Here is a 14344-nt window from a genome sequence, read left to right as displayed (position 1 = left end):
CCTATAATCTGTCGGGTGAACTGCTGAAGTTAGGCAGGTTGTTGCATGGAAATGTAAGCGCTAAACTTTCGAGGTAAGTCATTCATACTTGGGGGGGCACATAATGCGAGCAAAGAAAGTAATGTCAGTATTCACTAGTTTGATGTTGGTTGCTGCGATGACTGCATGCAGCGGGGGCTCCGGTAAGAGCACCAATGCCGGCGGCGAGGCGTCAGCCAAACCTACAACTGCGGCGAATACGCCGGGGACAGAGGTCAGCCCGGAAGCATCGGCTAGCGCAGAACCGACAAACGCCACACCGGAAATGGATTTTGATATGGGGGGCAAAACGATCAAGATTGTCTCCTGGTGGGATATGACGATTCCAGAGGACAACCCGGATAATATCCAGCGCCAGAAAAACCTGAAGGAGCTGGAAAAGAAGCATAATTTCAAGGTGAAGTACGTTGCGCTCGACTTCGGTGAATACCAGAAGAAGGTTGTAGCTTCACTGGTAGCCGGCGAGCCTCTTGGAGATATTGTCAGAATGGGCAAGGCCTACATGATCCCGGCATTGACCAAGCAGGACTTGTTCTGGCCGGTTGACGAGTATACCAAGAATGAGAATGCTTTCAACCAGGAGATGACCAGTGATTTCTCCCAATACAACGGCAAGGGGTATGGCTTTTCAGAGAACACTGGCAATCTGATTAGCGGTATTTTTTATAACCGGACCCTGATGAAGAAGCTGGGAATGAAGCCACTCCAGGAATATGTAGATGAAGATAACTGGAACTGGGATACCTTCTCTCAAGTAGCGAAAGAGGCCAATAAAGATACCGATAACAACGGAAAACTTGATGTTTGGGGATTGGCCTCCTCCGGTTTCCTGGATATGGCGCTTGCCTCGAATGAAACCGATCTTACCGTGGATGACAAGCAAAATCTGGATGATCCCAAAACCCTTGAGGTCTTCAAGTTCATCTCCAAGCTGGGAGCGGAGAAGGTGGCAAGACCGACAGAGGGCGGTGACTGGAAAGAACCGGCTCAATTCTTCCGGCAGGGCAACACACTGATGTATGCCGGAGCGGACTATGAAGCCAGCGGGTTCAAAACGGATATGAAGGATTATGATATCGGCTTTGTTCCTTTTCCCAAAGGGCCAAGCGCTTCCACCTATCACAGCGTGGAATCCAGTGTCCAGTTCCTGACCATTCCTAAGAAATCGGAGCACCCGGAATGGCTGCTCTATATCTGGGAGAAGATCAACGACATCGAATCGATCTACGAATATCCGAAACAGGCATCACTGGAAAGCACCTATGACAATGAGGAAGATATCAACAATGCGAAGCTGGTAGAGAGCGGCATGAGGCTTACGAACCATAACACATTCTCGACGATGCCTTACTACGACTTGCTGGGCGAGCTTAATAAAGGAACGTCAGCGTCCACTGTCATCCAGAAATACAAAGCGAAGGTTCAGGCTTCTGTGGATGCTGTCTACAAAAAATAAACAGATAGCCTTATAAATTAACAGTCCCCGGTTGGCTGCAAACACCAGCCTGGCGGACTGTTAATCCCAATGATGATCCATCGCTTAAGGGGAGGAGAACGTTGAATATTCGAAATAGGAGCACAGCGATTATATTAGTTGTTGCACTGCTGGCCGGGGCGTTCTGGATGCTTAATTCCTCGCAGCCTCCCGTTCATTCCGATTCGCCACAGGAAGGCAAGTTTGCTGCGGTCTCGAATGATCTGGCTGAAGGCGGCTATGAGGCTTACCTGAAGCAATATAAGAATGCTGAAAGGCCGGATCAGGATATCCGGATCGAGGGAGAAGCTTTCTCCCTGACCCAGGGTGAGCCATTTGAAGTCAAAGAGCAGTTTGAGGGGCTGAGCGGTGCCGCAGTCATTACTCCCGAATCGGGAACGATCAGCTGGGATGTGCCGATTACCGAAACCGGCTTGTACAACATACGCATTCATTATTACCCGATAGAAGGAAAAAGCTCATCGATTGAACGCTCCTTCGCCATTAATCAGAAGACGCCGTTCAAGGGCGCAGACTCTTTATTGTTCGATCGGGTCTGGGGCAACCGGGAGGCCGAAGTCAAAAGGGATGACCGCGGCAACGACCTCCGCCCCAGACAGGTGGAGAAGCCGGTATGGCAATCCTCTGTGTTCGCAGACAGCGAAGGTTTCTATGAGGAGCCGTATTCCTTCTATTTGGAGAAGGGGAACCAGAATCTGTCGCTTACCGCACTCCGTGAGCCTATGGCAATTGATTATATTGAGCTGTTTCAGGATCAGAAGGTCAAATCCTATTCAGAAGTCAAACAGGATTATGAGGTCAAGGGGTTGCAGCCTGTAACTGAACCCTATATGGAGGTTCAGGCGGAAGCAGCGTCTGCCAAATCCTCACCGACCTTATACCCGTTGTCAGACCATTCCAGTCCGACAGTTGTTCCTTACCATGTCTCCAGTATAAGGATTAATACGATCGGGGGTGTGAACTGGAAGCTGCCCGGTCAATGGATAGAATGGCAGGTCAATGCGCCTGAAGACGGGCTGTACCAGATTGCACTCAAGGAGAAGCAGGATCAGCTTCGGGGCGTCTACGCCAACCGCAGTCTGACGATTGATGGTGAATATCCGTTCAAGGAAATGAAGCAGATCCGCTTCAATTACAGCCCCAGCTGGAAAATGAACGTGCTCGGCGGGGAGGAGCCTTATCTGTTTCATCTCACGAAAGGGACGCACACGTTAAGGCTGACGGTCACACTAGGCGATATCGCGCCTCTGGTCCGTACGATCCAGTCCAGTGTACTGACCCTGAATGAAATGTACCGCAACATTCTGGCAATTACCTCCAACAATCCTGACAAGTTCCGCGACTATCAGTTGGAGAAACGGATTCCGGATATGACCAAAGTGTTCCGGGAACAGGCGGATATCATTCGAAGTGTCGGCAATTATCTGGAGCAGGCCACCGGGGAACGCAGCGACAAGGTGTCGATTCTATACTCTATGGTGACCCAGCTGGAGGATATGGTGAAGAATCCGGGCACGGTTGCCAAACGGCTGACTTCGTTCAAAACCAATGTAGGAGGACTCGGAACATGGATACTTACCGTGCAGGAGCAGCCGTTGACCCTGGATTCCCTAATCGTGTCGGCTCCAGGCAAGAAGCTTCCCCGTGCACAGGCCACCTTCTTCCAGAAGCTGAAGCATGAGCTGGGTGCGTTTACTGCTTCGTATACCGCGGATTATGACAGCATCGGGAACGTGGCGAAGAAGCAGAAGTCGATCACGGTCTGGATTTCAACCGGCCGGGATCAGGCCCAAGTGATGAAGAGCATGATTGACGATACGTTCACACCGGATACGAACATCTCCGTTTCTCTAAGACTAGTGCCGCCCAATATTCTGCTGCCTGCGACGCTGGCGGGTGAAGGGCCGGACGTAGCCATGCAGATTGGAGAGGATCTTCCCGTCAACTATGCAATGAGAAAAGCAGCGGCGGATTTATCCGGGTTTGCTGATTTCAAAGAGGTCACTTCCAGATTCCGTGACAGCGCTCTGACGCCATACAAGTACAACGGAAACGTCTACGGGCTTCCCGAGCAGCAGATATTCCCTATGCTGTTCTACCGGAAGGATATTCTGCAGGAGCTTGGTCTGGAGCCGCCCAAAACCTGGCAGGATGTATACAATGTGGTGTCCGTTCTGCAAAGGCATAATCTGGAGTTCTATCTTCCGCTTGAAGATACGCTGAACAATGCCACGCTGGTGCCGAATGCGGCCTTCACCATGCTGCTCTATCAGAATGGGGGGCAGTTGTATACGGACGACCAGAAGCAAAGCGCCTTGGACTCAGAGATCTCCATGGCAGAATTCAACAAATGGACCCAGTTCTATACCAATTACAAGTTCCCGGTCAAGGCGGACTTTCCGAACCGCTTCCGTACAGGGGAAATGCCGATTGGGATTGCCGATTACACGATCTATAACAGCCTTACCGTTATGGCTCCCGAAATCCGCAATCTATGGGAATTCACCCTCGTTCCAGGTACGCCTCAGGCGGACGGTACGGTTGACCACAGCGTGGCCAGCCATACGACCGGAGTCATGCTGCTGGAGAACGCCAAGGACAAGAATTCCTCCTGGGAGTTCATGAAATGGTGGACAGACAAGGCAACCCAGGTCCAGTACGGACGTGAAATGGAAGGTCTGATGGGCGCGGCAGCCCGCTACCCGACTGCCAATATCGAGGCGCTTGAGGAATTACCATGGCCGGTGAAGGATTATATCAATCTGGAGAGCCAGTGGCAATGGGTGAAAGGCAACCCGCAGGTTCCCGGCGGCTACTTCACAGGCAGACATCTGGACAATGCGTTCCGCAAGGTTGTGAACGGGAACGTGAATCCGCGCGAAGCTTTATCGGATTATCTGATCTATATTAACGATGAAATTCAGATCAAGCGGAAGGAATTTAAACTCCCGTATTAGTTTGGAGGCTGTAAGCCGATGGTACACATACAAAATGCCACTGAACCAGCCTTACATGGGCTGGCCAGTCCCGTCAAGAAGTCCCGCTTGGCGCTATTATGGAAAGAAATGAAGAAGAGCAAGCATTATTATCTCATGATGAGCCCCTATATGATTATCTTCTTCTTGTTCACAGTCATTCCGGTGGTCGTCTCCTTGGGGTTAAGCTTCTTCTACTTCAATATGCTGGAGACGCCCCGCTTCGTAGGCTGGGAGAATTATTCAAGGCTGTTTCTGGGCGACGATGTTTTTATGATTGCGCTCAAAAACACCTTTCTGTTCGCCGTCATCACAGGCCCGTTAAGCTATATCGCCTGCTTCCTGTTCGCTTGGCTGATCAATGAATTGTCGCCCTTTGTCAGAGCGCTTATGACCCTGGTATTCTATGCGCCTTCCATTTCGGGCAATGTGTTCTTTATCTGGCTGATCGTCTTCTCAGGAGACAGCTACGGCTATCTCAACGGCTTCCTGATGAAAATCGGCGTGCTGCTTGAACCGGTTCAATGGCTGCAGAATGAGAAATATGTTCTTGCTATTGTGATTATCGTTCAGCTCTGGCTCAGCCTGGGCACAAGCTTTCTGGCCTTTATCGCCGGGCTGCAGACCGTTGACCCATCACTGTTCGAGGCAGCAGCAATGGACGGGATCAAGAACCGCTGGCAGGAGTTATGGTTCGTCACGCTGCCATCCATGCGGCCGCAACTGATGTTCGGTGCCGTCATGCAGATCACCGCCTCCTTCGCGGTGGCTGATGTATCTATAGCACTTGCGGGGTTCCCGAGCGTCAACTACGCGGCGCATACGGTCGTAACCCATCTGATGGATTACGGGACGCTCCGCTTTGAGATGGGCTATGCCTCCGCAATTGCGACCATACTCTTCGGCATCATGCTTGGAACCAATATGCTGACCCAGAAACTGCTGAGAAAGGTGGGTGAATGACCCTGTATGCAAGAGTTATAGGGGCTTTTCGCCCTCAAAAAAGGCTGAACCGATCTTTTATTGTCAGCTTTATGCTATTTGGGCTGCTGCTGATGTTCGGCTCGTTCATGGTCCTTCCTTTGGTCTATGCCGTGAACAATGCATTCAAACCGCTTGACGAGCTGTTTATCTTCCCGCCGCGTTTCCTGGTGAGAAACCCGACGATGGAGAATTTCACGGATCTTGTATTAATTATGGGGAATTCTTGGGTGCCTTTCTCCAGATATGTGGCGAATACACTGCTGATTACGCTGGTGGGGACCGCAGGGCATATCCTGCTGGCATCAGCCGCGGCCTATCCCCTAGCCAAGTTCAGATTTCCAGGCTCCGGTATGCTATTCAAGATTGTGGTGCTGTCACTGATGTTCTCGCCGCATGTTACGGCCATTCCCAACTATCTGGTGATGTCCCAGCTGGGGTGGATCAATACACAAGCGGCGATTATCGTACCTTCACTGGCGTTCTCCCTGGGATTGTTTCTGATGAAGCAGTTTATGGAGCAGATTCCGGACGCACTGATTGAAGCTGCCAAAATTGACGGGGCGAATGAATACCGGGTGTTCTGGCAAATCGTGATGCCTAATGTCAAACCGGCATGGCTGACGCTTATGATCTTGCAATTTCCGGCGCTGTGGGGCACGGATGGAGGCAATTTCATCTACAGTGAGAACCTGAAGACCCTTCATTATGCGTTAAGCCAGATTATTCAGGGAGGAATTGCGCGTGCCGGGGTAGGGGCGGCGGTGGCTCTGCTGCTCATGACAGTGCCGATTCTATTGTTCATTATTTCACAGAGCAGTGTCATCCAGACGATGGCCACTTCCGGTATGAAGGAGTAGAAAGGAGGAACGGTAACCAATGGTCGCAAGCATGAAGAAACGAAAAGCCGGTCTGCTGGCCTTGTGCTGCCTGGTCAGCCTGGGGCTTGGAGGAGAACTTGTCCAGGCGGAGAGCGCGGCCCCTTCCTACAATTATTCATACTGGGGGGATAATGTGGCGGCTCCGTCCGCCTATGAGGCAACCACGCTAATAACGGGCATAAGCTCCGGTGCAGGTGATTTCAAGAATCCGCAGGATATTCAGGTGACGTCCGACAGGCAGATTTACTTGCTGGATACAGGCAATAACCGGTTTGTTGTACTAGATCAGAACTATAAATTCGTCAGAACCGTGGACTCGTTCCTGCTCAAAGGGAAGGCGGAGCATTTCAACAATCCGCAGGGGATTTTTGTGACAGACCAAAAGGAAATTTATGTCGCAGATACGGGGAATAAACGTATCGTTCATTTTGACAGCCGGTTCAATGCGGTAGGTGTCATCGAATCGCCGAAATCCGAATTGCTGCAGGCGAACTTTGATTTTCAGCCTGTTCGTGTAGCCGTGGATAAGGCTAACCGAATCTATGTCATGTCTGCTGGTGTTTTCGACGGATTTATGGAGTTCGGTTCGGACGGCGCTTTTAAATCGTTCATGGGCGCGAACCGGGTGCATGTGGATCCCGTGGATTACTTCTGGAAATCCATATCGACCCAGGCACAGCGCGAGCAAATGGTCATGTACACACCAACCGAATTTACCAATCTGGATATGAATGATGAAGGCTTCCTGTATGCAACTAATGGTGACGAATACGGTGACCCGATCAAGAAGCTGAACGCGCAGGGCGCGGATATCCTGAGAAGAGAGGGCTACTATAAGCCCAGCGGCGATATCATGTATTCGACGCTCTCGGGCGGCGCTCCCCGTCTTGTGGATATTGATGTGGGCGACAGCGAGATGTATTCGGTGCTTGACGCCAAACGGGGCCGGGTCTTTACCTACAATGGCGATGGATACCTGATGTATATTTTTGGCGGACTCGGCAACCGTCTGGGTGAATTCAATACCCCTGCTGCCATTGAGCATAACGGCGATGACATCCTTGTGCTGGACCAGACGCTTGGGGAAATCACGGTATTTCAGACCACCGATTACGGGAGGACGCTGAACGACGCTGTTAGAAGCTATTACAGAGGCGATGAAGAACAGGCTTACCAGCTCTTCAGCAAGGTTGTGAACATGAACGCGAATATGGAGTATGCCTATGCCGGCATAGGCAAGGCTCATCTCCGGAAAGGCGAATACAAGGAGGCGGTTCAGTATTTCAAGCGAAGTATGGACCGGACTAACTATTCCAAAGCGTTCCTGCTCTACCGTAAAGAAGTGCTACGCGAACATTTCTCCACCATAATGACCGTTGTCATCGCCCTGGTGATTATATGGCAGATCTGGAGAATGTACCGGAAAATGAGGGCAAGAAAGAAGGTTGTACTCCATTGAACAGAGAAGCGTTGCACACTCCGCTGTATGTCATTGTTCATCCGTTCAACGGATACTGGGATCTCAAATATGAATGCAGTCAAAAAAAGAGCCTGATCCTGTCCTTCGGTATATTGTTTATGCTTATTTTGACCAATATACTGGGCAGCCAGTACAGCGGATTTCTGGTGAATCTGAACAATCCCAAGGATCTGAACAGCCTGCTGGAAACAGCCTATGTGCTGGTTCCCGTTCTCTTCTGGTGTGTGGCGAACTGGTCGCTGACCACGCTGATGGACGGGGAAGGGAAGTTCGTGGAAATTTTTATCACCACTTGCTTTGCCCTGATTCCGATCGTGCTTATCAACTTTCCGTGGATTTGGATCAGCAATATCATTACTGCGCAGGAAAGCTCTTTTTATTATTTTTTCAAAAACTTTGCCGTGATATGGTCGGGCCTGCTGCTGTTTGTCGGAATTATGACGGTTCATCAGTTTTCTCCGTCCAAGACGATCGGAACGATTCTGTTAACAGTAGTGGCTATGGCTTTTATGGCCTTCCTGGCCTTGCTTTTTTTCAGTCTGATTCAGCAAATTGTTGAATTTATCTCAACCATAACCCAAGAAATTGTCTTGAGAGGATAGGAGGAGGACCGGGAATGAGAAAGCCGTTAATCATACTGCTCTCGATTCTCTTAAGCATGAGTATGCTGGCAGGTTGTACATCGTCCGGTTCAAGCAGCCAGACGAGCGGGCATGAACCGGATCTTGAAGTGTCCTTTGATAAAGGGGACCGTCTGAAATCCGCCTTTGACGATACGCGTGTGGACGGCATGAAAGGTGTTCTGGAGAATGAGCACCTCCGGCTGTTTATGGATGAAGCCACGGGCGGCATAGCCATTAAGAAGCAGTCGGACGGAACGGTCTGGTACAGCAATCCGCTCAAACGGGAAGCAGATGCACTGGCAAGCGGAGACAATAAAGACCTGTTGTCCGCGCAGATCAAGCTGGATTTTTATAACTATCTGGGACAGGTCAGCTCTGTCAATTCGTATACGGACAGCGTTGCCAATAAGCAAATGAAAATGGAACAGACGCCAGAAGGCGTCAAGGTCTTCTACCAGTTCGGAACTACTGCCAAAACGGCCGAAGATCTGCCGATGAAGATGAGCAAGGCGCGGTTCGAGGAGAAGATCATGAGCAAGATGGATAAAACCGGGTTGCGTACCATGAAAATCGCCTACACTCTCGATGAGGAGAAAGGCGTGTATACCCGCAACGATGAAGCGCTGAAGGGGCTTCAATTGGACCGGACACTGAAGGGCTTTGAAAAAGCGGGGTATACGGAGGAAGATTTGCAGCAGGATATTGCCGAGAACCACTTGAGCCAAACCAAGCCGGTGCCCCGTATCTTCCAGCTGTCGATTGAATATTCGCTCGACGGGGATCAACTGGTGGTGAAGGTTCCGACGGCGGATATCCGCTATCCCGCAGACTATCCGGTCAATGATATCTCGGTCCTGAGCTTCTTTGGAGCGGGCGGCCGTAATGAACAAGGTTCACTGTTTGTGCCGGATGGCTCCGGGGCGCTGATTCATTTCAACAATGGCAAAACCAAATATCCAGCCTACAAGCAGGCCGTTTACGGGAAGGATGGAGCAACGGAAACAACGGACGCCTACGCGCAGCAGCAGGAAGTCAAGCTGCCGGTGTTCGGCCTGATCCGGAAGGAAGGCGCGTTGCTGGGCATTATTGAACAGGGAGCGCCGTTTGCCACCATTAATGCCGATACCAGCGGAAGAGTGAACAGCTATAACTATGTGTATCCGAGCTTTACGCTAATTGCCAAGGGAGATGTCACCTTGACCGCGTCAGACCAGAACCGCACATTGCCGAGATTTCAGCAGGAAATGCCCAAGACGGATTATGTAATCCGCTATGCGTTCTTAAGCGGTGCGGATGCATCCTACCAGGGCATGGCACGTTATTACCAGAATTATCTGACAGACCATGGCGGACTGCCCAAAGCGCAAACGGCGGAAGCTCTGGTGAACACGCCCTTTTACCTTGAACTGGTGGGCGGCATTACCAAGACGAAGCATGTGCTCGGCATCCCTTATCAATCGCTGGAGCCGCTGACCACATTTGAGGATGCCCAGTCTGTGCTGGAGCAGATGAAGCAGCGCGGCATTGAAAATATCATGCTTAAATATGCAGGCTGGTTCAATCGGGGACTGGATCATAAAGTGCCCGATCAGCTGTCTGTTGACAAGGCGCTCGGCGGCAGCAAGGGTCTAAACCGCCTGGCGGCATTCGCCAGGGAACAAGGGGTTCAGCTATTCCCTGATGTTGCGCTCCTGAAGGCAGGCCAGACCTCGGGCTTCAAGATTAACCAGAAAGCTTCCAGAATGCTTAGTGAAATCCCGGCAGCCGTATATCCTTACAATATGGCACTGAACAGGCGGGACCGTACCCGCACCCCTTCTTACATTATCTCACCAGATAGGGTCGGCGGTTATGTGGATGCCACGCTGAAGGGAATGAAACCGTTTGATACCGGTGGCATCGCATTAAGGGATATGGCCGATGAATTGAATAGCGATTTCCGCAGAGATCACGAAATCGACCGGGGGGAGTCCGAGCAAATATCCATTCAGTCCCTGGACCGGATCTCCAAGCAGTCCTTGCACATCATGGCCGACGGAGGAAATGCCTATGCGCTTCCTTACTTGTCCGACATCACGGATGCGCCGATGTCCAGCAGCCGGTTCAAGCTGGAGGATGAGGAAATTCCGTTCTATCCAATGGTCGTCCGGGGATATGTGAACTACACGGGCAAGCCTTACAATCTGTCCACATATACCAACTCGAAGCAATATATCCTGAAGAGCCTGGAATATGGCTCCGGCGTCTATTATGAATGGATTTATGAGCCGAACCACAAGGTGAAGGACACGGAATTCGATGACCTGTATGCGGTCAACTATGAACAATGGATCAACCAGGCCGCCGAAATGTACCTGGAAGTGAACGGGGTTTTGAAGATCGTTCAGAATCAGAGGCTGACCGGACACGAGAAGCTGGCAGACGGCGTTTATAAAAGCACCTACGAAAACGGCGTATATGTTGTTGTTAATTATAATCGTACCGCAGTGCTTGCCGAAGGCCGGACGATTGAGGCCGAAAGCTATATTACGGGTGGTGAGCAATTTTGAAATCCATACTGAGACTGAATCGCAGAACCTACAACGAACAAAAAGCGCTATTGGGCTTTTTCTATGTGCTGCCCTGGCTGCTCGGATTCATTTTCTTCTTCCTGATTCCGCTTTTATCTTCCCTGCGCTACAGCCTAAGCTCGGTACAGGCCAATTCCGACGGCTTGATTGTTCATTTCAGCGGCTTTAAAAATTATTTGGAAGCTTTGACGGTGAATACCGAGTTCAACCGCTCCCTGGCGGATTCGATTCTGAACATGATCATCAATGTGCCTCTCATTGTGATCTTCAGTCTGTTTCTGGCAGTGCTGCTGAATCAGAAGTTTATCGGGAGATCACTGGCCAGATCCATTTTCTTTCTGCCGGTTATCCTGGCTTCCGGCGTGATTCTGAACCTGGAGAGTACCAGCCTGATTCAAGCCGTCAACGAACAGAATGCCGGGGCTGGAGCCATCCACGGAATGGGCACCTTTCAGTTGGAAAGCCTGATGCTGGACGCGGGGCTGAGCGAATGGGTTGTCGACTATTTGAGCAACGCGGTAAGTCGCATTTACGACATTGTCAGCCAGTCCGGTGTGCAAATCCTAATTTTCCTGGCCGGTATCCAGACCATCTCACCGCAGCTGTATGAAGCCTCCAAGATGGAGGGGGCGACCGGGTATGAGGCTTTTTGGAAAATAACCTTTCCCATGGTCAGCCCGCTCATTCTGGTGAATGTCATCTACACCATTATCGATTCCTTTTCGAATAACAAAATGACGGATCTGATTCGGGAAACGGGCTTCACCCAGTTCAATTTCGGTCTTAGCTCCGCGATGGCCTGGCTATATTTTGCTGCCGTGACGCTGATTCTGGTCATCAGCAGCTTCCTGATTTCCAGAAAGGTCTTCTACTATGATTAAAAGGGGGATGGGCCTAATGTTTGCGACCCGGCTGCTGTCGCTGGAACGCTGGAAGAAATGGATCTGGTCCTTAGTGCGGCTGACCCTGCTTGCGGGCTTGTCGTTCGTTATCCTCTATCCGATTCTCCAGAAGATATCCACGGCCATCAAAGATAAGGGCGATCTGTATTCGCCGATCGTCATCTGGCTTCCCGAGCATTACACGCTCGATAACTTTATCAAAGCGATCGATATCATGGATTACTGGCAAGCGTTGCTCAATACGTTTACCCTTTCAACGCTGACCACGCTGCTGACAGCCATTTCCTGCGCGCTTGCAGGATACGGGTTCGCCCGGCTCAAGTTCAAGGGAAGGTCGGTTCTGTTCGCTGGGGTTATTCTTACCATTCTCGTACCGCCTATCACGATTCTGATTCCAGTCTACCTGAATTTAAAAGATTTCAGCCTGCTTGGACTGGTCCCGCTTCTGACCGGCAAGACGGTCAATTTGCTGAACACGTACTGGCCGTTTATCTTAACATCAGCCACTGCCAACTCGCTGAAGGCGGGGTTGTACATCTTTATTTTCAGGCAATTTTTCAGGGGAATCCCGAAGGAGGTCGAGGAAGCGGCTTATATCGACGGAGCAGGCGTGGGCAAAACCTTCTACAGAATTATGCTCCCCAATGCCATACCTTCCATTGTCACGGTACTGCTCTTTTCGTTTGTATGGCAGTGGAACGACAGCTTCTTCACGACAACCTATCTGACTTCAAGCAAGGTGATGGCAACCCAACTAGGCTCATTACCTTATAATCTGGCGATTATGCTGGAGGACGGAGCCAATTCCAAGGCCGATCCGTTCTACTTGAGCATGGTCCAGGATACAGGGATACTGCTTGCGATTCTGCCGCTGATTATCATTTACCTGTTCGTGCAGCGCTACTTTGTTGAAAGTATAGAGCGCACCGGCATTGTCGGTTAAAAGGAGGGCTATAGCTATGAATAGTAACCGCAGGCGCGGGCTTCTCGCCATGCTCGCCCTAATTCTTGTACTTGCCGCAGCGTTCCTGTTGCCTTCCGGCCGGCCCGACCCGGCGGAAGGCAACACTCCGGCTTCTCTTGTGCCGGGACCGCAGGGAGACCAAGCATTCTCCCCAACCCCGGAGCCGGCCACGCTGCCGGAAGCTGTATCGGAGCAGCCATCCGGTGAAGCGAAGCAGACGGTTGGAGCTGTATCCGCAGAAGATTCGTCTGAACCCCCGGTTCAGACGGGTCTTCTGTCGCTGTCTGCAGTCTATGCTGATTACTTCCGCATGGGAGCAGCAATTGAACCTGAACAGACGGAAGGACGGACAGTGGAGCTGCTGAAGCAGCAGGTCAATTGGATTGTTGCCGAAAATGCAATGAAGCCGGATGCGATTGAGCCAGCAGAAGGCAGCTTCACCTGGGAACGGGCCGACAGGATCGTTGCCTTCGCCAAGGCGAACGGCATGGGGCTGCGTTTCCATACCTTGGTCTGGCACAGTCAGACGCCGGAGTGGTTCTTCAGGGATGAAGCAGGCCAAGCTATGGCCGATGAGACCGACGCGAAGAAACGCGAAACGAACAAGAAGCTGCTGCTTCAGCGGCTCGACACCTATATCAGCACCGTTGTCGGACGATACAAGCATGATATTTCCTCCTGGGACGTTGTGAATGAAGTGATTGAGCCGGGAGACCCGGAAGGAATGCGGGCCAGTAATTGGTACAAGATTACCGGTACCGGCTTTATCGAGACGGCTTTCCGGGCTGCCCGCAAGGCCGGGGGACCGGACATCAAGCTGTATATCAATGATTACGGAACAGACAATCCGGTTAAACGGGACAGATTGTACGATCTGGTGAAGGTAATGCTGGAGAAGGGTGTACCGATCGACGGGGTCGGGCACCAGACCCATATTAATCTGGAGTACCCTTCCACCCAGAGTATTATAGAATCCATGCAAAAGTTCCACGATTTGGGGCTCGATAACCAGATTACCGAGCTGGATATGAGTCTGTATGTCTATAATGACCTAAGCGATGTAGGCGCGGATGTTCCCGGGGATATTCTGCAGCAGCAGGCGGAACGGTACGGAGAATTGTTCGACGCGCTAAGAACCCGCAAGGAGCTGCTAAGCGGGGTAATGTTCTGGGGGATCTCGGACGACCATACCTGGCTGAGCACATTTCCCGTCGTGCGCACCGAGGCTCCGTTGCTGTTCGACAAGCAGCTCCAGGCCAAACTCGCATTCCAGGCGGTCACAGGGTTCCAGATAGGCTTCAAACCGGCGATAGTGAAAAAGTGGTAAAGAACAGGTAAGCTAATCAAGAAATGCACCTTACATTTCCCTTCGACTTGCTTGGATAATATAATATTCCGGTAGATTTATATTCTTGCAAAGTGAGGGTGCAACTG

Annotated in this window: 10 protein-coding genes; all 10 read left to right on the top strand. The window is 51.1% G+C overall.

All coding sequences use genetic code 11. The annotated features are described in order from the left end of the window. Positions 1-103 precede the first annotated feature (103 nt). The 10 genes from A3848_RS13885 (at position 104) to A3848_RS13840 (ending at position 14237) form a co-directional block, all read left to right on the top strand. Positions 104-1495, top strand: coding sequence for an ABC transporter substrate-binding protein (locus A3848_RS13885; protein ID WP_074085533.1), 1392 nt, complete (start codon positions 104-106; stop codon positions 1493-1495). 101 nt (positions 1496-1596) lie between these two features. Continuing rightward, positions 1597-4491 (top strand): extracellular solute-binding protein, encoded by a 2895-nt coding sequence (locus A3848_RS13880; RefSeq protein ID WP_074085532.1) that lies wholly within the window; start codon positions 1597-1599, stop codon positions 4489-4491. An 18-nt stretch (positions 4492-4509) separates the two neighbouring features. Beyond that, the gene (locus A3848_RS13875; RefSeq protein ID WP_074085531.1) at positions 4510-5472 is read left to right on the top strand and encodes a carbohydrate ABC transporter permease; all 963 of its coding nucleotides are present in this window, start codon (positions 4510-4512) and stop codon (positions 5470-5472) included. Continuing rightward, a complete protein-coding gene (locus A3848_RS13870; RefSeq protein ID WP_074085530.1) occupies positions 5469-6350 on the top strand; it encodes a carbohydrate ABC transporter permease in 882 nt (293 codons plus the stop codon). Before A3848_RS13875 ends, A3848_RS13870 begins: the two co-directional genes overlap by 4 nt. Before the next feature lie 19 nt (positions 6351-6369). Beyond that, positions 6370-7830, top strand: coding sequence for an NHL repeat-containing protein (locus A3848_RS13865; protein WP_074085529.1), 1461 nt, complete (start codon positions 6370-6372; stop codon positions 7828-7830). Continuing rightward, positions 7827-8453 (top strand): YIP1 family protein, encoded by a 627-nt coding sequence (locus A3848_RS31735; protein ID WP_074085528.1) that lies wholly within the window; start codon positions 7827-7829, stop codon positions 8451-8453. The genes A3848_RS13865 and A3848_RS31735 overlap by 4 nt, the downstream gene beginning before the upstream one ends. Before the next feature lie 14 nt (positions 8454-8467). Next, positions 8468-11023 (top strand): DUF5696 domain-containing protein, encoded by a 2556-nt coding sequence (locus A3848_RS13855; protein ID WP_074085527.1) that lies wholly within the window; start codon positions 8468-8470, stop codon positions 11021-11023. Next, on the top strand, positions 11020-11925 hold the full coding sequence (locus A3848_RS13850) for a carbohydrate ABC transporter permease (RefSeq protein WP_074085526.1): 906 nt from the start codon (positions 11020-11022) through the stop codon (positions 11923-11925). Before A3848_RS13855 ends, A3848_RS13850 begins: the two co-directional genes overlap by 4 nt. 16 nt (positions 11926-11941) lie before the next feature. Then, positions 11942-12889, top strand: a complete 948-nt coding sequence (locus A3848_RS13845) for a carbohydrate ABC transporter permease (protein WP_074085525.1) — start codon at positions 11942-11944, stop codon at positions 12887-12889. 16 nt (positions 12890-12905) lie between these two features. Beyond that, entirely contained in the window at positions 12906-14237 is a 1332-nt protein-coding gene (locus A3848_RS13840) for an endo-1,4-beta-xylanase (RefSeq protein WP_074085524.1), read from the top strand. Positions 14238-14344 lie beyond the last annotated feature (107 nt).

Origin of the sequence: Paenibacillus sp. P32E, assembly GCF_001909085.1 — a bacterium.
Lineage (GTDB): Bacteria > Bacillota > Bacilli > Paenibacillales > Paenibacillaceae > Paenibacillus_AQ > Paenibacillus_AQ helianthi.
The sequence above is the reverse complement of the archived record's forward strand: the minus strand, read 5'-3'. Positions and strand labels throughout refer to the sequence as shown.